Here is a 20,132-nt window from a genome sequence, read left to right as displayed (position 1 = left end):
TAGCCGACTAATCAGCCGTCTTCTCAAGGAGCAAAAGGCATGGGCGCGTACGACGCAGTCATCGAGATCCCGCGCGGCAGCCGCGTGAAGTACGAGGTCGACCACGGCACGGGCCGGGTGTTCCTCGACCGCGTGCTGTACACGACGTTCGGCTACCCCACCGACTACGGCTTCTTCGAGAACACCCTCGGCGAGGACGGCGACCCGCTCGACGTGCTCGTCGTCATGGACCACTCGGTCTACCCGGGCGTGGGCGTCAAGGTGCGCCCCGTGGCCGTGCTGAAGATGAGCGACGAGGCCGGCGGCGACGACAAGGTCATCGCGGTCATCGCGAAGGACCCGCGCTGGGACCACATCCAGGACGTCGACGACCTGCCCGAGTTCACGAAGAAGGAGATCGGGCACTTCTTCGAGCACTACAAGGACCTCGAGCCCAACAAGTGGGTCAAGGTCGACGAGTGGGCCGGCGCCGCCGAGGCCGAGCGCCTCGTGACCGAGGCCTTCGAGCGCTTCCAGCAGCACGAGGGCGACACCCGCACGCAGGGCGCCGGGGAGTTCCCGAACTCCGTCAGCTGACGCTGTCCGCGAAGGGGATCCGCCTCGGCGGGTCCCCTTCGTCGTTCCCGCGCGACCCCCGATCCACGGATGTGTCGCCTCGCGGGGTCGTCGAGCGCGCGCAGCGAGCCGAGACGGGGCGCGCGGAGACCGCCCGCACCGGCGAAGGACTTACAGCCAGACGCCCCGGGCGCTCATGAACGGGCTCGGGTTGACGGTGCCGCCGTTCACGTAGACCTCGAAGTGCACGTGGCAGCCGAACGAGTTGCCCGTCTGGCCCTCGTACGCGATGACCTGGCCGGCGTTGACCCACTGGCCCCAGCCGACGACGATCCTGCTGGAGTGGGCGTAGCCGGTGGCCACACCCCCGCCGTGGTCGATCCGCACGTAGTTGCCGTAGCCGCTGTTGGGGCCGGCGTAGGTCACGGTGCCGGAGCGCGCGGCGTAGATGGGCGCGCCGCAGCCGGCCGCCATGTCGACGCCGTAGTGCCACGTGCTCGCGCAGTAGCTGCTGTTGCACTGGCCCTGACGGGGGCCGTAGCCGGATGTCCACCGCCCGCTCGACGGGCGCACCCAGCCGTTGCCCGGCCCCTGGCCCCCGCCGCCGACGTTCCCGCCGCCACCGCCACCGCCACCACCGCTCTGGGCGGCCTCCTCGCGGGCCTTCTGCGCCTCGGCCTCGCGGGCTCGCGCCGCGGCGGCCTCGCGCTCGGCGCGCAGGCGGGCCTGCTCGGCCTCGTACGCCTTCTTCGCCTCGACGCCCTTCTGGTAGTCGGCGACGGTCTTGGCTGTGCTGTCCTTGAGCGCGGCGAGCTGCGCCTCGAGCGTGACCTGGCGCTCCTCCTGCTCGGCGAGCGCGGCCTGCGCGGCCTGGTGCGCCTGCTGCGCGGCGAGCGACTTGGCCTCCGCCTCCTTGTTCAGGCGATCGCGCTCGGCCCTGGCGACCTCGGCCTGCTCGCTCAGCGCCTTGGCGGCGTCGCGCGCGCTGACGGCGCCGGCGTAGATCGAGTCGTTGTTCTGGGCCAGCTTGTCCATCTGGCCGAGCTTGGTGAGCAGCTCGTCGGCGTTCTCGGCCGAGTCGGCGAACAGCACCTCGAGCGAGGTGCCCGATCCGCTCGTGCGCGACAGCTGCGACGCGACGCGCGCGGCCGCGAGGGCCGCGGCATCCGCCTTCTGCGACTGCTCGTCGGCCTGTCGCTGCAGCTCGTCGGCGCGGTACGCGGCCTCGAAGAGCGCCTGCTGCGCCTCGTAATGCTCGTCGGCGGCCTTCTGCGCGGCCTGCTGCTTCGCGGCCACGTCGGCGGCGAGCTGGTTGATGAGGCCCTCGATGCGCTTGACCTCGGCGGCCTTGGCCGACTCGTTGTTGCGCGCGGCTTCCACGTCGGCCCACGAGGGGTAGTCGGCTGCGCTGTAGGCGTATGCCGGCTTGCCGAAGGCGCTGACGCTCAGCGCGGCGGCGCCGATCGCGCCCGCGGCGAGGGCCACGCGGCGCGAGACCGGGCCCCACAGCACGCGGCGCTCCGCCTCGGTGGGTGCGCAGTCACACGCGTCCGGGTCGATTCCCTGGGACATCTGGCTGCCGGCACCTTCCTTCACAGGCATCACACTAACAACATCAATAACATCCGCAACTGCCGGATGCCGACCGGCTCCCGCTCGCGCGCCTGTCGAGAGCGTGCGGGCACCCCCGCGATTCTGTCGCGCGACACACCCGGGGAGCGCGCGCCGCGCCCTCGTTTTGGAAATCCGCGAGGCTTCCGCGTATGCTGGATCGTCGGCAAGCGTGAGCCCCGGGTTCACTCCGGCCCCATCGTTTAGCGGCCTAGGACGCCGCCCTTTCACGGCGGTAGCACGGGTTCGAATCCCGTTGGGGTCACACGAACCGATACAATTACATAGATCTGGCCCTGTAGCGCAGTTGGTTAGCGTGCCGCCCTGTCACGGCGGAGGTCGCGGGTTCAAGTCCCGTCAGGGTCGCTCCAAGCGACGGGCCCTCTCGATAGCACCACCTTCGAGGAGGCCTTTCGCATAGGACGCGGCACGTTCTTCGGATCGCAGCCGCGAGGCTCTGTAGCTCAGTTGGTAGAGCGCACGACTGAAAATCGTGAGGTCACGGGATCGACGCCCGTCGGAGCCACCACCTGAAACCCCCGGTTCGCCGGGGGTTTTCTCGTTCCGCAGGACCGCTCAGCGGCCGCCGGCCACCCGGATCGTCGTGCCGGTCACGTACGAGGCGTCTGCCGAGAGCGCGAAAGCCACGACGCCGGCGACCTCCTCGGCCCGGCCGGCGCGGCCCAGCGGATGAGAGGCCGCGACGCGCGCCACGCGACCGGCATCGCCCGCGTCGGCGTGGATGTCGGTGTCGATGGTGCCGGGCGCGACGCCGACCACGCGGATGCCGCGATCCGCCGCCTCGATCGCGAGGCCCTTCGTCAGCGCATCCACGCCCGCCTTCGCGGCGGCGTAGTGCACGTACTCCCCCGGAGAGCCGGTCGTCGCCGCGCCCGACGAGATGTTGACGAGCACGCCGCCCTGCGTCAGCTCGGCGACCGCGCGGCGCGCGACGAGCACGGCGGAGGTCAGGTTGAGGTCGATGACGCGCCGGATGACGTCGCTCGGCGTCTGGGCGAGAGGCCCGATATGCAGGGTCGCACCCGCGTTGTTGACGACGCCGGTGAGACGCCCGACCTCGGCCGCTTCCGCGAAGAGCGCGTCGATGCCTTCGTCAGTCGTGAGGGATCTTCCCCGTGACCTTCCCCGCGATCCCCGGTCGCGACGCGGTCGGCGTCGTCGACGAGGTGGGCGAGGGCGTGACGGACACGGCGATCGGCGACCTGGTGTTCGGACTCACCGGCGTGACCGGCGCGACGGCCGAGCGCACCGTGCTGTCGGCGTGGGCGCCCGTGCCGGAGACGTGGACGATGCCCGAGGCCGCGGCCGCCGGGCTGGCCTCGGCGACCGCGATTCCCGCCCTCGCCGCGCTCGGCGACCTCGCCGGCAAGACGCTCCTCGTCGACGGCGCGGCCGGCGGCGTCGGCACGGCCGCATCCGCAGTGGCCGTGAGTCGCGGCGCCCGCGTGATCGGCACCGCCAGCGAGCGCAACCACGCGTTCCTCTCCTCGATCGGCGTCACGCCCGTCGCCTACGGCCCGGGGCTGACCGATCGCGTCGCCGCCGTCGCGCCGGAGGGCATCGACCTCGCGCTGGACGCGGCGGGGGCCGGGACTCTGCCCAAGCTCGTCGCCCTGGCCGGCTCCGCCGACCGCGTCGTCACCGTCGCCGACGCCGCCGGCGCCCGTGACCTCGGCGTGCGCCACGTGAACGCCGCCAATGTCTCGGCGTCGCTCGCCGCGACGGCGCAGCTCGGCGCCGCGGGCCGGTATACGCCTCGGGTCGCCGCGACGTTCGCTCTCGACGACGTGGCTCGCGCGCACGAGCACGCCGAGAGCCGATCGGGCAAGGTCGCGATCACCGTCGCGGTGTAACCCGCCTACTGAGGCACGAGCTGCTGCAGCGTCCAGGCGTTGCCGTCGGGGTCGACGAAGGTGACGAAGCGACCCCAGGGCTGGTCGTCCACGCCGTCGGCCTCGACGCCGCGCTCGCGCAGGTAGGCCAGCGCCGCGTCGGCGTCGTCGACCACCACCTGCACGTTGCGCATGCTGCCGGGGGCGTCGTCGCTCAGGCCGTCGCCGAAGGCGATCGAGCAGGCCGAGCCCGGCGGCGTCACCTGCACGAAGCGCAGCGTCTCGCTCACGCGATGGTCGTGATCCACGTTCCAGCCGAGCGTGTCGCCGTAGAACGCGACGGCGCGATCGGTGTCGGAGACGGGCACGAAGATGAGTTCGATCCGGAAGTCCATGGCGTCCTCGCTTCTCTCACGCCCGACGGTACGCGGGGGCACCGACATCCGCGAGACCCGCCCGGCTCGTATCCTGGTGCGCATGCCGGGGCCTCGTTCCTCTCGCGCGACGATGAAGGATGTCGCCGCGCTCGCCGGCGTGTCGCCGAAGACGGTGTCGAACGTCGTCACGGGCGTCACGTTCGTGCGGCCCGAGACGCGCGAGCGCGTCGAGGCGGCCATGCGCGAACTCGAGTTCGTGCCCAACCTCAGCGCGCGCGGCCTGCGCAACGGCCGCTCCGGCACGATCGCGGTGGCGCTGCCCGATCTCGGCACGGCGTTCTCGGCCGATCTCATGCACTGGCTCGTGCAGGTGGCGCACAGCCGGGGGCTGGCGGTGCAGATCGAGGAGACGGCGTCCGAGCCGCAGCGCGAGCGCGAGCTGCTGTCGCGGGCGCGGGCGCACCTGATCGACGGCCTCATCCTCAACCCGATCCGGATCGAGGACAGCGTCATCGAGCACGCGGATCGCCTGCCGCCGGTCGTGCTGATCGGCGAGGTCGAGCAGCACCGCACCGATCGCGTGCTCGTCGACAGTCGCGCCGCCGCCCGCGACCTCACGGCGCACGTGCTCGCCAAGGGCGCCCGGCGCGTGGCCGTGCTCGGCGGCGACGCCCGCACCCCGGGCACGACCGCGACGAGTCGCATCCGCCTGGCCGGGTACCGCGACGCCCTGCGCGAGGCGGGGATCGCGCCCGACCCGGCGCTCGAGCTGTACGTGTTCCCGTGGACGATGGCGGGCGGCGCCGCGACGGCGCGCGAGCTGCTCGACCGCTCGGTGCCGTTCGACGCGGTCGTCGCGTTCACCGACTCGATCGCCGTCGGCGCCTTGCACGCGCTCCACGACCACGGCATCCGCGTGCCCGAGCAGGTGCTCGTGGCGGGCTTCGACGACGTCGAGGTCGCCCGCTACACCGCGCCGCCCCTGACGACGATCGGCTTCGACCGGCACGAGTTCGCCCGCGCCGCGATCGAGCTGCTCGAGTCGCGCTTCGACGACCGCTCGACCCCTCCCCGCGCGGTGACGGTGCCCCACCGCCTCATCGTGCGCGGCAGCACGATGGACGAGCCCCGCGGCTACGACCCGTCGGCCTGAACGACGGGTCCGCGCCCGCCGCCTACACGATCCGGGCCGCGAACGACAACCCTTGCGCCGCCCATTTCATCGATGTAATGATGGCGCCGACCCGGTCCACCGGTTCGAGGTTCACGTCACAAGGGAGTGGCTATGACACCACCGTTTCAGCTGACGAGACGTCAGCTCCTCGCGGGGGCGGCGACCTTCGCCGGCGCCGCGGCACTCACCGCCTGCACGCCGGCGAGCACGATCGGCGGCCCGACCACCCTGCAGTTCTGGCATCTGCTCAGCGGCGGCGACGGCGTCACGATGTCGGGCCTCATCGACGAGGCCAACGCGTCGCAGAGCGACTACGCCGTGCGCCCCACGGTGCTGGCCTGGGGCAGCCCGTACTACACGAAGCTCGCGATGGCCGGCACGGGCGGCCGCGCCCCCGATGTGGCGGTCATGCATGCCACGCGCGTGGAGGGCTACGCGCCCGGCGGTCTGCTCGATCCCTGGGACCTCGACAGGCTCGCCGCGCTCGGCGTGGACGAGACGACGTTCCCCGCGCCCATCTGGGAGAAGGGCATCACGGGCGGCGAGGTGTACAGCGTCGCTCTCGACGCGCACCCGTTCATCCTCATGTACAACACCGACGTGTGCGACGCCGCGGGCGTGCTCTCCAGCGACGGCCGCCTCGCGCCGGTCGACTCGCCCGAGGCGTTCCTCGAGATGCTGCGGGCCGTCGCCGGATCGGCCGAGGAGCACGGCCTGTCGTACGGCTACCTCGGCGACGGCGCGCAGATGTGGCGGCTCTTCTACACGCTGTACACCCAGCACGGCGCCGCCATGACGCTGCCCGAGGGCGGCCCCGCCGAGTTCGACGACGACATCGCCGTCGAGTCGCTCACGCTCATGCAGAGCCTGCTCGACGGCGAGATCGCCGCCCCGCAGAACGACTACGCCTCGGCCATCGCCGAGTTCGCCACGGGCCGCAGCGGCATGCTGCTCACCGGCGTGTGGGAGCTGCGCACCATGCAGGAGGCGGGCATCCCCTTCGACGCGGCGATGATCCCCACGCTCTACGGCACGCCCTCCGTCTACGCCGACTCGCACTCCTTCGTGCTGCCGCATCAGAGCAACCCCGACCCCGCCAAGCGGGAGCTGACCTACCAGTTCGTCGCGGATCTGCTGAAGGGATCGTTCGACTGGGCCGGCGCCGGTCACATCCCGGCGTACCTGCCCATCACCGAGAGCCCCGAGTACGCCGACCTCGTGCCGCAGGCGCACTACGCCGAGGCGGCCGAGCACGTCACGTACGACCCGCCCGCGTGGTTCACCGGGTCGGGCTCCAACTTCCAGGGCGACTTCGGCCAGGCCGTGCAGAACGTGCTGCTCGGCGGGGCCGATCCGGCCGCCGCGATCGCCTCGTTCCGCGCCCGCGTCGACGAGAAGCTGGCCATGCCGAACCCGGCCGATCCCGAGGGGACGTGGCAGTCATGAGCACCACCACCGTGGCCCCGTCCACGCACACGATCGTCACCGGCGTGAAGCAGGGCCGCTTCTCGCACGCCGGCGACCGCCGCGAGCAGCTCGTGGGCTGGGCGTTCCTGACGCCGTTCCTCATCGCGTTCGCGCTGTTCCTCGTGTGGCCGATCCTGCACGGGATCTACCTGAGCTTCACGAACCAGTCGCTCACCGGCGCCGGCGGCGACCCCGTCGGCTTCGCGAACTACGCCGAGGCCCTCACCGACCCGGTCATGTGGCAGTCGCTGGGCAACACCGTGTGGTTCACCGTCCTGTCGACGGTGCCGCTCGTGCTCATCGCGCTCGTCATGGCGGTGCTCGTCGACCAGGGCCTGCCCGGCCAGTGGCTGTGGCGGCTGTCGTTCTTCATGCCGTTCCTGCTGGCCTCCACCGTGATCTCGCAGATCTGGGTGTGGATCTTCAACCCGCAGATCGGCGCGGCCAACGCGCTGCTGGAGTCGATCGGCATGGAGCCGCTCGCGTGGCTGCAGGATCCGCGCACGAACATGCTCGCGATCGTCATCGCGACCGTGTGGTGGACGGTGGGATTCAACTTCCTGCTCTACCTCGCGGCCCTGCAGAACATCCCCGCCCAGCAGTATGAGGCGGCGTCGATCGACGGCGCCGGCAAGTGGCGGCAGCTGTTCTCCATCACGCTGCCGCAGCTGGGGCCGGCGACGGTGCTCATCGTGCTGCTGCAGATCCTCGCGTCGCTGAAGCTGTTCGACCAGGCGTACCAGATGCTCGGCGGCGTCTCGAGCGACACCACCCGCTCGATCGTGCAGTACATCTACGAGGCCGGCTTCGTCGGCTACCGGTTCGGCTACTCGGCCGCCATCTCCTACGTGTTCTTCGCGCTCATCGTCATCGTCGGGCTCATCCAGCTCGGGATCGTCGGGCGCAGGAGGGAATCGCGATGACCACCGCCACCGCCACGGAGACCCTCGTCGCGCCGCCGCTGGGCGACCGCGTGCGCCACCGCAAGCCGGGCGAGCGCCCGTTCGGCGTCGCGCGGATCCTCGCCTTCGTCGTGCTGCTGCTGCTGGCGATCAGCTGGCTGCTGCCGTTCCTGTGGGCCGTCGCGACGGCGTTCAAGACCGAGACGGATGCCGCGGGCGCGGCAACCTGGATCGGCGAGAGCGGACCGACGACCGCCGCGTTCGAGGCGATCCTCTCGCAGGGCAACGTCTACATCTGGGCGTTCAACAGCCTGTGGACCTCGGCCGCCGTCACCCTCATCACCGTCGCGATCTCGGCGCTGGCGGCCTACGCGTTCTCGCGGCTGTCGTTCCGCGGGCGCCGCTGGCTCTACGTCGTCGTCATCGCGTCGATCGTCGTGCCGCCCCAGGTGCTGATCATCCCGCTGTTCTACGAGATGCTCGCGTTCAACATGATCGACACGCACTGGGGCCTCATCCTGCCCCAGGTGGTGGCACCGGCCATGGTGTTCATCCTCAAGCAGTTCTTCGACGCCGTGCCGATCGAGCTCGAGGACGCCGCGCGCGTGGACGGCGCGAGCCGGCTGCGGGTGTTCTGGTCGATCGTGCTGCCGCTGTCGCGGCCCATCCTGGGCGCCGTGTCGATCTTCGTGTTCATCGGGGCGTGGAACAACTTCCTGTGGCCGTTCCTCGTCATCAACGACACCACGCTCATGACGCTGCCCGTCGGGCTGCAGACCGTCATCAGCGCCTACGGTGTGCAGTACGCGCAGGTCATGGCCCAGGCCGTGCTCGCCGCGCTGCCGCTCATCGTCGTCTTCCTCTTCTTCCAGCGCCAGATCGTCAAGGGCGTCGCGACCACCGGCTTCGGCGGCCAGTAGACCCCCACCTCAGAACAGGAGAATCATGACCCACGCCCGCATCACCATCGACCGCGACTTCACGATCGCCGACGTGCCCCGTCGCCTGTTCGGCTCGTTCGTCGAGCACATGGGGCGCTGCGTGTACACCGGCATCTTCGAGCCGGGGCACCCGCAGGCGGACGAGCGGGGCTTCCGCCGCGACGTGCTGGAGCTCGTGCGCGAGCTCGGCCCCACGGTCGTGCGGTACCCGGGCGGCAACTTCGTCTCGGGCTACCTTTGGGAGGACGGCGTCGGCCCGGTCGAGGAGCGGCCGCGGCGCCTCGACGGCGCGTGGCACACGATCGAGACGAACGCGTTCGGCCTGCACGAGTTCGTCGACTGGTCAAAGGAGGCCGGCGTCGAGGTGATGGAGGCCGTGAACCTCGGCACGCGCGGCGTCGAGGAGGCCCGCGCGCTCGTGGAGTACGCCAACCACCCGGGCGGCACGCGCTGGTCCGACATGCGCCGCCGCAACGGCGCCGAGCAGCCGTTCGACATCCGGCTGTGGTGCCTGGGCAACGAGCTCGACGGCCCGTGGCAGATCGGCCACAAGACGGCCGACGAGTACGGGCGCCTCGCACAGGAGACGGCGAAGGCGATGCGCTTCGTCGATCCGACCATCGAGCTCGTGGCGGTGGGTTCGTCGGGCCGCGGCATGCCGACGTTCGGATCGTGGGAGCACACGGTGCTCACGCACACGTACGACGAGGTCGACTACATCTCGATGCACGCGTACTACCAGGAGGAGAACGGCGACGCCGCGTCGTTCCTGGCCGAGGCGGTCGACATGGACGCGTTCATCGACGGCGTCGTCGCGACGATCGACGCCGTGAAGGCGGCCGGCAAGCACCGCAAGCAGGTGAACATCTCGTTCGACGAGTGGAACGTCTGGTACCAGCGCGGCCTCGACACCGACGACCAGCCGCACAAGGTCGCCGCCGGGTGGCGCGAGCACCCGCGGCTCATCGAGGACACCTACTCGGTGACCGACGCCGTCGTCGTCGGCACGTTCCTGCACAGCCTGCTGCGCCACGGCGACCGCGTGAAGATCGCCAATCAGGCCCAGCTGGTCAACGTCATCGCGCCGATCCGCTCCGAGGAGGGCGGTCCCGCGTGGCGGCAGTCGATCTTCTGGCCCTTCGCGCGCATCGCGCAGGCCGCGCGCGGGCGCATCCTGCGCCTCGCCGTGGACTCCTCGCAGGTGCCGACGCCCAAGTTCGGCGACGTCGACGCCGTCGACGCGGCCGCCACGTGGGACGAGGAGAACGGGCGGATCGCGCTGTTCCTGGCCAACCGGTCGCTGGACGACGCCGCGAGCGTGACCGTCGACCTGCGCGGCCTGTCGGCCGGGCAGCTGCGCTCGGCCGAGGTGCTCACGGTGCCCGAGGGGGGCGACCGCCACGCGAAGAACACCGAGACCGAGCAGGACAACGTGGGCCTCGTGCCGCTGCGCGAGGTGGGCGTGGAGGACGGCGCGCTGCGCGCCACCCTGCCGCCGCTGTCGTGGGCGGTCGTCGAGTTCGACGTCGCCCGCGCCTGACCCGGACTCCGCGCGCCGCGGGAGGGGGCGCGGCGCGCGGGCCGGCCCGATCGGTTGCTGAACGGAGCGCCCGGAGGGCGCGGAGATGAAGCGACCGCCGCAACCCGCGTCGTCCCGGCTCAGACCGACACGGGCACCCCGGCGAGCGTGTGCAGCTCGCGCCAGATGTCCGCGGCGGCGGGCGACGCCGCCGTGCGCGGATCGGGCGTGATCGACACCGGCCGTCCGCGCATCGCCCGCTCGGGTGCGTAGTACTCGAGTTTGGCGGCGGATCGCGAGACGAGCACGACCTCCGCCCCCGCGGCGGCGAGCTGCTCGGCCGCGAAGTAGCCGATGCCGCCCGTCGCACCGGTCACGGCGTACACGCGGCCCCGCAGATCCGGGAGACGGTCGGGATTCCAGGACATGTGCCCTCCTCAAAACGGATGCGCGCCGGCGCGGTGCGCCCCGAGATCACCGTCGACCACGTGCAGCGTCTGGTCTGTGGCGCCGAGCACGCGGTGCGGCTCGGCGACGGCGGCGACCGCGACCTGCTGCTCTCGGTCGTCCTCGCCGGCCTGCGCCCCTGATCACTCGGGCGAGGCGGCCTCGCCCGTGAGCCCGCGCGCGGCGGCCTCGACGATCGCGGGGATCTCGTCGGCCGCCTCGACCCGGACCGGGCGCTCGTCGTCGCCGGGCTCCTCGAGGGCGTCCAGCTGCGAGTCGAGCAGGGTCGCGGGCATGAAGTGGCCTCGACGGCCGGTCACGCGGGCGGCGAGCAGCTCGCGGTCGCCGCGCAGATAGACGAAGCGGGTGCCGGGAGCGGACGCGCGCAGCCGGTCGCGGTAGGAGCGCTTCAGCGCCGAGCAGGCCACGACGACCGATCCGCGCGCCAGCACCTCGCCGATCCGGTCCAGCCAGTCGGCGCGATCCTCGTCCACGAGCGGGATGCCCGCCTCCATCTTGCGGACGTTGCGCGCGGGGTGCAGCTCGTCGCCGTCGACGAACTCGACGCCCAGCCGCGCAGCGAGCGCGGCTCCGACCGTCGACTTGCCGGCGCCGGAGACGCCCATCACGACCACGGGAGAGGCGGCGACCATTCCCCCACGCTACCGACGACGCGGCGCGCGGGCGACCTCCGCGCGGCGTCGGGCGCCGCGCCATGGTAGGTCTGATGCAGTACCCGCCGCCGACGCCGGAAAGCGAGACCCATGCCGTTCTTCGATCTGCCCCTCGACCTGCTGCGCGAGCACCGCATCGCCCAGGAGCCGCCGTCCGATCTCGCGGACTTCTGGCGCCGCACGCTCGCCGACGCGCGCGGCAAGGCGTGGGAGCCGCGCGTCGAGCGCGTCGACACCGGGCTCGAGCTCGTGGAGACGAGCGACGTGACCTTCGCCGGCTACGACGGCGACCCGATCCGCGCGTGGTGGCACGTCCCCGCCGATCGCGCACCGCGCGCGGTCGTCGTGCAGTTCCAGGGATACAGCGGCGGCCGCGGCCTCGCGCACCAGCAGGAGGAGTGGCCGCTGGCCGGATGCGCGCACCTCTTCGTCGACTCCCGGGGCCAGGGCACCGGCGCGTGGTCGCCCGGGCACACGCCCGACCCGCACGGCAGCGGCGGTGCGGCCGCCGCGGGGCAGATGACGCGGGGCATCGAGGACCCGGAGACCTACTACTACCGCCGGCTCTACACCGACGCCGCGCTCGCGATCGACGTCGCCCGGGGGCTGGCGGGCGACGATCTGCCGGTCTTCGTGACGGGCGGCAGCCAGGGCGGCGGGCTCACCATCGCCGCCGTCGCGCTGGATGCCTTCTCCGGGGGCGCCGTGGCGGGGGCGATGCCGGACGTGCCGTTCCTGTGCGACTTCCCGCGGGCGGTCTCGCTCGTCAGCACGAATCCGTATCGCGAGATCGTGGCCTACCTCGCGGGGCACCGCGACCGGGTCGAGCAGACACACCGCACGCTGTCGTACTTCGACGGCGCCCACCTCGCGGCCCTCGCGACGGCGCCCGCGCTGTTCTCGGTGGCGCTTATGGATCCGATCTGCCCGCCCTCGACGGTGTTCGCCGCCTACAACGCGTGGGCGTCGGACGACAAGGCGATCGAGATCTACCCGTACAACGAGCACGAGGGCGGCGGCCCGCACCAGCGCGCCGCGCAGCTCGCGTGGCTGCGGGATCGTCTCGCCGCGCCCGCCTGATCCGGACCGGCCCGCTCAGGCCTGCGAGTGGGAGATCCGCACCGCCGCGGCCCAGGGCTCGACCCAGTGGGGCAGGCTCAGGTGGCCGGGGGCTCCCCCGGCGGCCTCGAGCAGCTCGGGCGGCTCGACGGTGCCGCCCGCCTTGCGAAGGAAGCGCGCCTGCACCACGGCGCGCGCGATCACCTTGCCGCCGCGGTGGAACTCCTGCTCCATGTAGACGTGGCGCTCGTCGAACCCGAGCACGCGCGTGGCCAGCTCGAACCGCTGCCACAGCGTGAGCGAGCGCTTGTAGCTGATCGTCTGCGCCGTCACCACGGGGTACCAGCCGCGCTGGCTCACCTCGGCCCAGAACCCCGAGCGGAAGAGCAGATCGGTGCGGCCCAGGTCGAGCAGCGCCAGGTAGCGGGCGTTGTTCATGTGCAGGAGCGGATCGAGATCCGTCGGCAGCACACGGAACGTCGTGCGCCCCTCGCCCCACAGCGACACCCGCGGCGCGCGGCGGCTGCGCAGCCACAGCAGGAACAGCCGGAAGTACAGGTTCACGGCATCGAGTGAACCAGCCCTGCCGCACGCCCCGAAGGCCTTTGTGGACCGCCTCCAAAACGCGGCGCTTTTCCTGGACCCGCGGTCGGCGCCGCGCCCTCGGGCCGCCGCCGGTCACGCCCCGAGGGCGCGGAGGATGTCGTCGCCGTAGCGCAGGCGATCGAGCACGGCTCGCTCGTCCTCGCGGGAGGACTCGCACACGAAGAGGCGATCCCCGTCGGACGCGACGAAGAACTCCTCCGGTGTGCGGCGCTCGAGCAGCGGGCGCAGGACGGGCGGCGGCGCCTCGACCCAGGACGGGTCGATCCACAGCACCGCGCGGGTGCCCCAGGGGCGCGCGATCTTCGTCATGCCCGCGGCGGCCTCGAGCGGGGCGTCAGGCATGGATCCCCTTCCGTCGGCCGTCGCGCCCCTCGATCATCCCAGACCGCCCGCCGCCCGCCCGCGCCCGGCCGATGTCCATCCGGCGCCGAATAATCTGGGGGCATGGTCGCCAAGATCCTGCTCTACTACGTGTTCACGCCCCTCGCCGATCCCGAGGCGGTGCGGCTGTGGCAGCGCGACCTGTGCGAGCTGCTGGGGCTGCGCGGGCGGATCCTGATCTCCGAGCACGGGATGAACGGCACCCTCGGCGGCGACATGGCGGCGCTGAAGACCTACGTGCGCAAGACCAAGCAGTATGCGCCGTTCAAGGCGATCGACTTCAAGTGGTCCCCGGGCACGGGGCTCGACGAGGAGGGTCGGAGCCGGGACTTCCCGCGCCTGTCGGTGAAGGTGCGCGACGAGATCGTGTCGTTCGGCGCGCCCGAGCAGCTGCGGGTGGACGAGAACGGCGTGGTCGGCGGCGGCACGCACCTGGGACCGGGCGAGCTGCACAAGCTCGTCGCGTCGCGCGACGACGTCGTGTTCTTCGACGGGCGCAACGCGTTCGAGGCCGAGATCGGCCGGTTCAAGGGTGCGATCGTGCCCGACGTCGAGACGACGCGCGACTTCGTGGCCGAGCTCGAGTCGGGCCGCTACGACCACCTCAAGGACAAGCCGGTGGTCACGTACTGCACCGGGGGCATCCGCTGCGAGGTGCTCTCGGGCCTCATGCGCTCGCGCGGCTTCGAGGAGGTGTACCAGCTGGACGGAGGGATCGTGCGCTACGGCGAGACCTTCGGCAACACCGGGCTGTGGGAGGGCTCGCTGTACGTGTTCGACGGCCGCGAGCGGATGACCTTCGGTGACGGCGCGGCGGTGATCGGCCGGTGCGCGTCGTGCGGTGCGCCCGAGGACCGGATGGTCAACTGCGCCGACGACGCGTGCCGCTCGCGCGTGGTGCTGTGCGCGTCGTGCGGCGACGCGGCGGCCTGCGGGAGGCACGCCGAGGCCGCCGCGGCCTGAACCGGCGGATCAGCGGGCGAGGAGGGCCTCGACCTCGGCGGCGGTGGGGACCGCGGCCTGTGCGCCCACGCGGGTGACGGCGATGGCCGAGGCCGCCGCGCCCGCGCGCGCCGCCGCGGCGAGCGCGTCGAGCGAGAGCGGGCCGCGGCCCAGGCGCGCCGCGAGCACGCCGCAGAACGTGTCGCCGGCGCCGGTCGTGTCGACGGGGTCGACGCGGAACGCGGGCACGGTCGCCCGCTCGGATCCGAGGACCACGATGGATCCGGATGCGCCGAGGGTCACGACGAGCGCCGGCACGCGGGACGCGAGCGCCTCGATCGCCGCCTCGCGATCCGCCGTCGCCGCGATGTCGGTCAGCTCGTGCTCGTTGACGATGAGCACGTCCACGAGCGGCAGCACCCGCGCCGCCGTCTCGGCGTCCGCGAGCGGCGCGGAGGGGGCGGCGTTGAGCACGAACAGCGCGCCCTCGGAGCGCGCCTCGGCCGCCGCCACCACGAGCGGCACGGGGATCTCGAGCTGGGCGGCCACGACGTCGGCCGCCGCGACGAGCTCGCGCTGGTGCGCCTCCAGCCCCTGCAGCGCGCCGTTGGCCCCCGGCACGACGATGATCGCGTTCTCGGCGTCGTCGGCCACCGCGATGAGCGCCACCCCGGTCTGCTCGGGCGAGAGCGACAGCCCCGACACGTCGATGCCGTCTGCCTCGAGCAGCGCCCGCAGCTGCGCGCCGTCGGCGTCGTCGCCGATCGCGCCGATGAACGCCGCAGGGGCACCACCCGCCCGCGCCGCCGCGACGACCTGATTCGCGCCCTTGCCGCCGCCGCCCCGCGACGAGCCCGACGCGAGCAGCGTCTCGCCCGGGCCGGGGATGCGCGGCACGCGCGCGACGACGTCCATGTTGATGCTGCCGACGACGGCGACGCTCATCGGTTCTCCCTCCGCTCCCCCGCGATGTCTTCCATCCTCTCCCGCTCGCGGTGCGCGGCGATGTCGTCGAGGATGCGCAGCGCACCCGTGTCGGCCGCGAGCTCGGCGGGCCGGCGCGGGCGGTAGACCACGAGCGAGTGGAAGACGAAGCGCGCGAGGAACGCGACGGCGAGCGTGATGGCCGTGGCGAGCACGCTCGAGATGTGCCACGTCTCGACCATGAGGGCCATGACGGGGATGCGGATGGCGGCCTCGACGTTGTTGAACGTGAACGAGGTGGCGAAGCGCCGCCCGAACCCGGCGGCCTGATCGCGCATGTCGGCGAAGACGAAGCGCTCCTGCAGCAGGAAGTTCGCCACGATCGTGATCTCCGCCGCCGCGATCGCCGCCCACAGGTAGTCGACCCCGAGCGCCGTGAGCGCCCACACGATCCCGATGTTCGCGACGGCGCCGGCCGCGCCGATGAGCGCGAAGATCGACATCTTGCCGAACCGCAGCCGGCCCAGGTGCGCCAGGAATGCGCCGCCCTGCCGCAGCGTCGCCTTCGAGATCCCGTCGCGGCGGCGGTCGAAGCGCAGCGGCAGCTCCGCCGTGCGGTGGTCGCCGCGGGCCAGGATCTCGAGCAGGATCTTGAAGCCGTTGGGGCGCAGCGCGGCCAGATCGATGCGGCGGCGGTCGACCAGGAAGAACCCGGTCATGGGGTCGCTCACACCGTGCAGCCGCACGGGGAACATCGCCTTCGTCACGGCCGTGGACACGCGCGACACGGCCGCGCGCAGCCGCGTGCCCAGCCCCTCGCCGTCGCCGCCGCGCATGTACCGCGACGCGAGCACGACGTCGACGCCGCCGCGCTCGTACCGCTCCAGCAGCTCCGGCAGCAGCGCGGGCGGGTGCTGCAGGTCGCCGTCCATCACGATGCACACGTCGGCGCCCGCGAGGGCGAGCCCGCGCGCCACGGCTCCGCCCAGCCCGCCCGTGCGCTCTCCGTGCGGCCGGTGCATCACGCGCACGGGCAGGGGCGCGGATGCCGCCACGCGGGCGATCTCACCCGGGGTGTCGTCGTCGCTGTCGTCGACGAACAGGATCTCCGCGCCGCGGCCGGCGAGGGCGGCCGCGATCTGCGCGACGAGTGGCGCGACGTTCGGACTCTCGTCGCGCGTGGGGACGATGACCGTCACCTCGGGAGCGGGGCGCACCTGCCTATCGTTCCATGCGCGGCTGTGACCGCGCGCACCGTCCCGAGCCGGCCGCCCGCGGCGGACGTAACCTGGATGTATGACGACTTCGCAGGAGATCCGCATGTTCGGCGCCGAGTGGTGCCGCGACTGCCGCCGCACCAAGGCGCAGCTCGACGAGCTGGGCGTTGCCTACCAGTACATCGATCTCGAGGCCGAGCCCGCGGCCGCCGACGTGGCCAAGGAGATCTCCGGCCGCACCAACATCCCGGTGGTCGTGTACCCCGACTCGAGCCACCACGTCGAGCCCAGCAACGCCGACGTCGAGGCGAAGCTGCGCGAGCTCAACCTGATCTGACACTCGAGCCTGGCGGATCCGCGGCTCGCGGACTCCTTCTCACCCGGCCGGAACCGGCACAATAGAGGGGACGAAGGAGGATCGCGTGGTCGACACGATCGATGCGGAGACGAGCCCGCTGCATCTTCCGCACGCCGCGGCCGAGTGCCCGAAGTGCTTCATCGAGCTGCAGCGCGATCGCGGCTGGTGGCAGGCGCGCCCCGAGGGTGCGCGGCTGGTCGGCCTCGTCGTCGCCCGCGAGGACATGCCGCCCGTCGTGCAGCAGCGCGAGGACCTGGCGCGCTTCGGCGTGCCGATCGAGGGCTTCCGCCACCCGGCGCCCGACATCCTGGAGACCTGGGAGCAGCGCCTGAGGCGCCTGTTCGACACGCTGCGGCCCGGGGACGTGCTCGTCGTGGCGGGCATCCGCGCGCTCGGGCGCGATGCGGCGGAGGGCGCGCGCACGGTCGCGGCGCTCGGCCGCAAGGGCATCGTCGTGAAGGTGCTCAGCCACGGCGCGCGGCACCTGCACGACGCCACGGCCTGATCGGCCGGCTCAGCGCGAGACGGCCTCGCGGGGGCGGGTGTCCTCGTCGATGTCGTGATCGCGCGAGGAGGCGACCGCGACCGCGTCGACGACCACGGCCGTGATGTTGTCGCGGCCCCCGTTGAGCAGGGCCTCGCGCACGAGGCGGTCCGCCGCCGTCTGCGGCAGCACCTCGAGGCGCAGGATCGTGGCGATCCGCTCGGCGGTCAGCTCGTTCGACATGCCGTCGGAGCACACGAGCATCCGGTCGCCGCGCGCCGCCGGCAGCATCCAGAAATCGGCCTGCGCGTGGCTGCCGGCCCCCATCGCGCGCGTGATGACGTTGCGGCGTCGGTCGTGCGCCGCTTCCTCGGCCGTGATCTCGCCGGCGTCGAGCAGCTCCTGCACGAGGGAGTGATCCACGCTGATCTGCTCGAGCTCGCCACGGCGCATGCGGTACACGCGCGAGTCGCCGAGGTTGATCGCGAGCCAGTACCCGATGCCGTCGACGTGGGTCACGATCAGGCCGGCGAACGTCGTGCCCGCGCCGCGCTCGCGCGCCGCCGAGAGGCCGTCGACGCTGCGCCGCGCGCGGTCGAAGGCGTCGCGCGCCTCGCTCACCGACACGCTCGGCCGCCCCACGAACGGCGCGAACGCCTCGAGCGCCGCCGCCGAGGCGAGCTCGCCGCCCTCGTGCCCGCCCATCCCGTCGGCGACGAGGAACACGGGCGCCTCGGCGAGGTGGGCGTCCTCGTTCAGCGTGCGGCGCGCCCCCACGTCGGTGGCGGCGCCGCTCTCGACGACGATCGGGGCCGTCACGCGAGCGCCTCGAAGGTGACGACCCGGTCTCCCATCTCCAGGGCGTCGCCGGGCTCGAGTGGCGTGCGCAGGCCGGGGGTGACCTCGACCCGATCGCCGTGACGCACGATCACGACGCCGTTGGTCGAATGCATGTCGGTCAGCCAGGCGCCGGTCGGATCGACGTCGATCGCGAAGTGCGTCTTCGACAGCGACAGGGTGGTGTCGCGCACCGCGACGACCTCGGCGTCCTCGACGGGCGGGGGGTTGCGGCCGAACACCGTGCGGGAGGTCACCACGTGGCGGATGTCGTCGTCCCACACGAACACGGCGCGCTTGATCGCGCCGGGGCGGTGACGCTGCACGATCACGGTGTCGTCGACGAAGTCGTCGGAGGCCGGCGGCGGCACGGGCTCCCGACGCTGCGGGGCGGCCTCGCGCGGCTCGGGCGCGGCCACCGGCACGCCGGGCACCGACGAGATGAGCGACGCCCCCGGCTGCGCGGCGGGTGCCGCCGCGGGGAACGGCGGATTCGAGGCCGAGAACGCCGACGGCTCGGGGATGGCCGTGGCCGAGGCGTCGGCGACCGGATCGGCGGGGCGAGGCGGCACGGCCGGCGGCGGCGCGTAGGCGGCCGGCGGCGGCGCGTACGGGTCGGCCTCCGCGGCGGACGGGTCCATCGTCACGGCCGCCGTGGCGACGGGATCGACCGGGCCAGCGTACGGGTCGGCGGGGGCCGCGTACGGATCGGCCGCGCCGCCGTAGGGGTTCGCCGGCGCCCCGTAGGGGTCGTGGGCAGGAGCGGCCGGCGCCTCCGGCGCGTAGCCGGCGTGCGGCGCGCCGTACGGTTCGCCGGCCGATGAGGGCGCGGCGCCGTAGGTCTCGCCCTGGTACGCCCCGTACGCGTCGAGCGGGGATCCGTACGGATCCTGCTCCGCCGGGCGGGCGTCGACGACCATGGCGCCGGCGGCCTTGTCGTGCCACCCCTGGCGGCGCCCCGACTTGTCGAACAGGATCGAGAAGTAGCCGAGCAGGAGGATCGCGCCGGTGGCGCCGAGCACGATGTTGCGCAGCAGCGCCCTGCCGAACCCCAGCGGCGCGCCGGTGTCGGCCTGCACGATCCGGATCTTCTGCGCCCGCGCGCCGATCGATCCGGATCCGCCCTGCATGCCGGTGTAGACGAGGAACCAGGCGAGCACCGCCGCGTACATCACGAGCAGCGCGATCATGCCTGCGGCCATGTCGACCGTGAGGGTGAGCACGACCGCCAGCGCGCCGAACACCACGGCGATGCCGCCGGCGATGAGCGAGTCGATGAGGAACGCGACCACGCGCCGGCCCGGCTCGGCGGGCAGGCCGACGCCGTACGCCGGGCGGGCGTAGGGATCGGCCGGCGGGTACGAGGGATCGGGCGGCGGGTACGCGGAGGCGCCCTGCGCGTACTCGGGGGCGCCGCCGTAGGGGTTCGCGGGCGCGCCGCCGTAGGCGTGCTCCGCGGGCGCGGCCGGGTAGGCGGGCGCGGGCGCCGCGTACTCGGCCGGGGCCGGCGGGTAGCCGGGGGACGCGGCGAACGGATCCGCGGGGGCGGACGGGTACCCGGGGGCGGCGTACGGATCGGCGACCGGCTGGCCGTAGCTGTCCGCTCCCGGGAACTGCTGCTGTCCCGGGTAAGCGGGCTGCCCGTACGGATCCGGCAGGTGGCCGGGGTACTGGGGCGTGCTCATCTCACCCATCCTTCCCTGCATCGCCGCGCCGCTCGCGAGCGCGCGCGGGAGCGTCACAGATGATCATGTCAGCACACGCACCGCGGATGCGACGAATCCGCGACATCGCGCCCACGCGA

21 protein-coding genes, 3 tRNA genes and 2 pseudogenes are annotated in these 20,132 nt (G+C 72.6%); 15 read left to right on the top strand and 11 right to left on the bottom strand.

Annotated features, from left to right (window positions below):
- Window positions 1-39 precede the first annotated feature (39 nt).
- Window positions 40-576, top strand: coding sequence for an inorganic diphosphatase (locus tag ACYVJ0_RS02445; protein ID WP_449853774.1), 537 nt, complete (start codon window positions 40-42; stop codon window positions 574-576).
- A 150-nt stretch (window positions 577-726) separates the two neighbouring features.
- Here the strand turns inward: ACYVJ0_RS02445 and ACYVJ0_RS02440 are convergent, their stop codons facing one another.
- Window positions 727-2,157, bottom strand: coding sequence for a peptidoglycan DD-metalloendopeptidase family protein (locus tag ACYVJ0_RS02440; protein WP_460815763.1), 1,431 nt, complete (start codon window positions 2,155-2,157; stop codon window positions 727-729).
- Window positions 2,158-2,358: 201 nt separating this feature from the next.
- Here ACYVJ0_RS02440 and ACYVJ0_RS02435 point away from each other — a divergent pair.
- From ACYVJ0_RS02435 to ACYVJ0_RS02425, 3 genes are all read left to right on the top strand, one after another.
- Window positions 2,359-2,431: transfer RNA gene (locus ACYVJ0_RS02435), tRNA-Glu, on the top strand.
- Window positions 2,432-2,458: 27 nt separating this feature from the next.
- Window positions 2,459-2,532, top strand: a tRNA-Asp gene (locus ACYVJ0_RS02430).
- 87 nt (window positions 2,533-2,619) lie between these two features.
- Window positions 2,620-2,695 (top strand) — tRNA-Phe (locus tag ACYVJ0_RS02425).
- Window positions 2,696-2,742: 47 nt separating this feature from the next.
- On the opposite strand, the pseudogene ACYVJ0_RS02420 reads toward ACYVJ0_RS02425, so the two are convergent.
- A pseudogene (locus tag ACYVJ0_RS02420) lies at window positions 2,743-3,279 on the bottom strand (SDR family NAD(P)-dependent oxidoreductase); the annotation flags it as partial.
- Between the two features lie 14 nt (window positions 3,280-3,293).
- Between ACYVJ0_RS02420 and ACYVJ0_RS02415 the strand changes: the two are divergent.
- Window positions 3,294-4,040: pseudogene (locus tag ACYVJ0_RS02415) on the top strand (zinc-binding dehydrogenase); the annotation flags it as partial.
- A 5-nt stretch (window positions 4,041-4,045) separates the two neighbouring features.
- Here the strand turns inward: ACYVJ0_RS02415 and ACYVJ0_RS02410 are convergent.
- Window positions 4,046-4,414 carry a glyoxalase superfamily protein gene (locus ACYVJ0_RS02410; protein WP_449853778.1) on the bottom strand — a complete coding sequence of 123 codons (369 nt, stop codon included), beginning with the start codon at window positions 4,412-4,414 and terminating at the stop codon, window positions 4,046-4,048.
- Window positions 4,415-4,496: 82 nt separating this feature from the next.
- Here ACYVJ0_RS02410 and ACYVJ0_RS02405 point away from each other — a divergent pair, with 82 nt between their 5' ends.
- The 5 genes from ACYVJ0_RS02405 (at window position 4,497) to arfA (ending at window position 10,420) form a co-directional block, all read left to right on the top strand.
- Window positions 4,497-5,549, top strand: coding sequence for a LacI family DNA-binding transcriptional regulator (locus tag ACYVJ0_RS02405; protein WP_460815761.1), 1,053 nt, complete (start codon window positions 4,497-4,499; stop codon window positions 5,547-5,549).
- A gap of 132 nt (window positions 5,550-5,681) precedes the next feature.
- Entirely contained in the window at window positions 5,682-7,016 is a 1,335-nt protein-coding gene (locus tag ACYVJ0_RS02400) for an extracellular solute-binding protein (protein ID WP_460815759.1), read from the top strand.
- Entirely contained in the window at window positions 7,013-7,960 is a 948-nt protein-coding gene (locus ACYVJ0_RS02395) for a carbohydrate ABC transporter permease (protein WP_460815757.1), read from the top strand. The genes ACYVJ0_RS02400 and ACYVJ0_RS02395 overlap by 4 nt, the downstream gene beginning before the upstream one ends.
- Window positions 7,957-8,859, top strand: coding sequence for a carbohydrate ABC transporter permease (locus ACYVJ0_RS02390; protein WP_460815755.1), 903 nt, complete (start codon window positions 7,957-7,959; stop codon window positions 8,857-8,859). Before ACYVJ0_RS02395 ends, ACYVJ0_RS02390 begins: the two co-directional genes overlap by 4 nt.
- A 25-nt stretch (window positions 8,860-8,884) precedes the next feature.
- On the top strand, window positions 8,885-10,420 hold the full coding sequence (gene arfA, locus ACYVJ0_RS02385; RefSeq protein WP_449853783.1) for an arabinosylfuranosidase ArfA: 1,536 nt from the start codon (window positions 8,885-8,887) through the stop codon (window positions 10,418-10,420).
- A 119-nt stretch (window positions 10,421-10,539) separates the two neighbouring features.
- On the opposite strand, the gene ACYVJ0_RS02380 is transcribed toward arfA, so the two are convergent.
- Complete coding sequence (locus tag ACYVJ0_RS02380) at window positions 10,540-10,827, bottom strand: SDR family NAD(P)-dependent oxidoreductase (protein ID WP_460815753.1); 288 nt, start codon at window positions 10,825-10,827, stop codon at window positions 10,540-10,542.
- Between the two features lie 18 nt (window positions 10,828-10,845).
- On the opposite strand from ACYVJ0_RS02380, the gene ACYVJ0_RS02375 reads away from it, so the two are divergent.
- Window positions 10,846-10,989 carry a hypothetical protein gene (locus tag ACYVJ0_RS02375; RefSeq protein ID WP_449853785.1) on the top strand — a complete coding sequence of 48 codons (144 nt, stop codon included), beginning with the start codon at window positions 10,846-10,848 and terminating at the stop codon, window positions 10,987-10,989.
- Here ACYVJ0_RS02375 and ACYVJ0_RS02370 read toward each other — a convergent pair whose 3' ends face one another.
- Entirely contained in the window at window positions 10,990-11,499 is a 510-nt protein-coding gene (locus ACYVJ0_RS02370) for a gluconokinase (protein ID WP_460815751.1), read from the bottom strand. It abuts the gene before it with no gap.
- A 111-nt stretch (window positions 11,500-11,610) separates the two neighbouring features.
- On the opposite strand from ACYVJ0_RS02370, the gene ACYVJ0_RS02365 reads away from it, so the two are divergent.
- Window positions 11,611-12,600 carry an acetylxylan esterase gene (locus ACYVJ0_RS02365; RefSeq protein WP_449853787.1) on the top strand — a complete coding sequence of 330 codons (990 nt, stop codon included), beginning with the start codon at window positions 11,611-11,613 and terminating at the stop codon, window positions 12,598-12,600.
- A gap of 15 nt (window positions 12,601-12,615) precedes the next feature.
- Here ACYVJ0_RS02365 and ACYVJ0_RS02360 read toward each other — a convergent pair whose 3' ends face one another.
- Together ACYVJ0_RS02360 and ACYVJ0_RS02355 are read right to left on the bottom strand one after the other, a co-directional pair.
- The gene (locus tag ACYVJ0_RS02360) at window positions 12,616-13,143 is read right to left on the bottom strand and encodes an acyl-CoA thioesterase (protein ID WP_449853788.1); all 528 of its coding nucleotides are present in this window, start codon (window positions 13,141-13,143) and stop codon (window positions 12,616-12,618) included.
- A 114-nt stretch (window positions 13,144-13,257) separates the two neighbouring features.
- A complete protein-coding gene (locus ACYVJ0_RS02355) occupies window positions 13,258-13,527 on the bottom strand; it encodes a hypothetical protein (protein WP_449853789.1) in 270 nt (89 codons plus the stop codon).
- Window positions 13,528-13,629: 102 nt separating this feature from the next.
- Between ACYVJ0_RS02355 and trhO the strand changes: the two genes are divergently transcribed.
- Window positions 13,630-14,529 carry an oxygen-dependent tRNA uridine(34) hydroxylase TrhO gene (gene trhO, locus ACYVJ0_RS02350; protein ID WP_460815748.1) on the top strand — a complete coding sequence of 300 codons (900 nt, stop codon included), beginning with the start codon at window positions 13,630-13,632 and terminating at the stop codon, window positions 14,527-14,529.
- A 9-nt stretch (window positions 14,530-14,538) separates the two neighbouring features.
- On the opposite strand, the gene ACYVJ0_RS02345 is transcribed toward trhO, so the two are convergent.
- Both ACYVJ0_RS02345 and ACYVJ0_RS02340 read right to left on the bottom strand, forming a co-directional pair.
- On the bottom strand, window positions 14,539-15,453 hold the full coding sequence (locus ACYVJ0_RS02345; RefSeq protein ID WP_460815745.1) for a ribokinase: 915 nt from the start codon (window positions 15,451-15,453) through the stop codon (window positions 14,539-14,541).
- The gene (locus ACYVJ0_RS02340) at window positions 15,450-16,649 is read right to left on the bottom strand and encodes a glycosyltransferase (protein ID WP_460815743.1); all 1,200 of its coding nucleotides are present in this window, start codon (window positions 16,647-16,649) and stop codon (window positions 15,450-15,452) included. Before ACYVJ0_RS02340 ends, ACYVJ0_RS02345 begins: the two co-directional genes overlap by 4 nt.
- A gap of 79 nt (window positions 16,650-16,728) precedes the next feature.
- On the opposite strand from ACYVJ0_RS02340, the gene ACYVJ0_RS02335 reads away from it, so the two are divergent.
- Both ACYVJ0_RS02335 and ACYVJ0_RS02330 read left to right on the top strand, forming a co-directional pair.
- Window positions 16,729-16,986: a glutaredoxin family protein gene (locus tag ACYVJ0_RS02335; protein WP_449853793.1), complete on the top strand. Its 258-nt coding sequence runs from the start codon at window positions 16,729-16,731 to the stop codon at window positions 16,984-16,986.
- 85 nt (window positions 16,987-17,071) lie between these two features.
- Window positions 17,072-17,512: a recombinase family protein gene (locus ACYVJ0_RS02330; RefSeq protein WP_449853794.1), complete on the top strand. Its 441-nt coding sequence runs from the start codon at window positions 17,072-17,074 to the stop codon at window positions 17,510-17,512.
- Between the two features lie 9 nt (window positions 17,513-17,521).
- Here the strand turns inward: ACYVJ0_RS02330 and ACYVJ0_RS02325 are convergent, their stop codons facing one another.
- Entirely contained in the window at window positions 17,522-18,310 is a 789-nt protein-coding gene (locus ACYVJ0_RS02325; protein ID WP_449853795.1) for a PP2C family protein-serine/threonine phosphatase, read from the bottom strand.
- Window positions 18,307-20,013 carry an RDD family protein gene (locus ACYVJ0_RS02320; protein WP_460815740.1) on the bottom strand — a complete coding sequence of 569 codons (1,707 nt, stop codon included), beginning with the start codon at window positions 20,011-20,013 and terminating at the stop codon, window positions 18,307-18,309. Before ACYVJ0_RS02320 ends, ACYVJ0_RS02325 begins: the two co-directional genes overlap by 4 nt.
- Window positions 20,014-20,132: the final 119 nt, after the last annotated feature.

This window comes from Microbacterium petrolearium, assembly GCF_054782875.1.
The sequence above is the reverse complement of the archived record's forward strand: the minus strand, read 5'-3'. Positions and strand labels throughout refer to the sequence as shown.

Excerpts from the sequence above, each read along its gene's own strand:
- ACYVJ0_RS02445 (WP_449853774.1), top strand. The coding sequence starts at position 40 with ATGGGCGCGTACGACGCAGTCATCGAGATCCCGCGCGGCAGCCGCGTG.
- ACYVJ0_RS02440 (WP_460815763.1), bottom strand. The coding sequence starts at position 2,157 with ATGCCTGTGAAGGAAGGTGCCGGCAGCCAGATGTCCCAGGGAATCGAC.
- ACYVJ0_RS02410 (WP_449853778.1), bottom strand. The coding sequence starts at position 4,414 with ATGGACTTCCGGATCGAACTCATCTTCGTGCCCGTCTCCGACACCGAT.
- ACYVJ0_RS02405 (WP_460815761.1), top strand. The coding sequence starts at position 4,497 with ATGCCGGGGCCTCGTTCCTCTCGCGCGACGATGAAGGATGTCGCCGCG.
- ACYVJ0_RS02400 (WP_460815759.1), top strand. The coding sequence starts at position 5,682 with ATGACACCACCGTTTCAGCTGACGAGACGTCAGCTCCTCGCGGGGGCG.
- ACYVJ0_RS02395 (WP_460815757.1), top strand. The coding sequence starts at position 7,013 with ATGAGCACCACCACCGTGGCCCCGTCCACGCACACGATCGTCACCGGC.
- ACYVJ0_RS02390 (WP_460815755.1), top strand. The coding sequence starts at position 7,957 with ATGACCACCGCCACCGCCACGGAGACCCTCGTCGCGCCGCCGCTGGGC.
- arfA (WP_449853783.1), top strand. The coding sequence starts at position 8,885 with ATGACCCACGCCCGCATCACCATCGACCGCGACTTCACGATCGCCGAC.
- ACYVJ0_RS02380 (WP_460815753.1), bottom strand. The coding sequence starts at position 10,827 with ATGTCCTGGAATCCCGACCGTCTCCCGGATCTGCGGGGCCGCGTGTAC.
- ACYVJ0_RS02375 (WP_449853785.1), top strand. The coding sequence starts at position 10,846 with ATGCGCGCCGGCGCGGTGCGCCCCGAGATCACCGTCGACCACGTGCAG.
- ACYVJ0_RS02370 (WP_460815751.1), bottom strand. The coding sequence starts at position 11,499 with ATGGTCGCCGCCTCTCCCGTGGTCGTGATGGGCGTCTCCGGCGCCGGC.
- ACYVJ0_RS02365 (WP_449853787.1), top strand. The coding sequence starts at position 11,611 with ATGCCGTTCTTCGATCTGCCCCTCGACCTGCTGCGCGAGCACCGCATC.
- ACYVJ0_RS02355 (WP_449853789.1), bottom strand. The coding sequence starts at position 13,527 with ATGCCTGACGCCCCGCTCGAGGCCGCCGCGGGCATGACGAAGATCGCG.
- trhO (WP_460815748.1), top strand. The coding sequence starts at position 13,630 with ATGGTCGCCAAGATCCTGCTCTACTACGTGTTCACGCCCCTCGCCGAT.
- ACYVJ0_RS02345 (WP_460815745.1), bottom strand. The coding sequence starts at position 15,453 with ATGAGCGTCGCCGTCGTCGGCAGCATCAACATGGACGTCGTCGCGCGC.
- ACYVJ0_RS02335 (WP_449853793.1), top strand. The coding sequence starts at position 16,729 with ATGACGACTTCGCAGGAGATCCGCATGTTCGGCGCCGAGTGGTGCCGC.
- ACYVJ0_RS02320 (WP_460815740.1), bottom strand. The coding sequence starts at position 20,013 with ATGAGCACGCCCCAGTACCCCGGCCACCTGCCGGATCCGTACGGGCAG.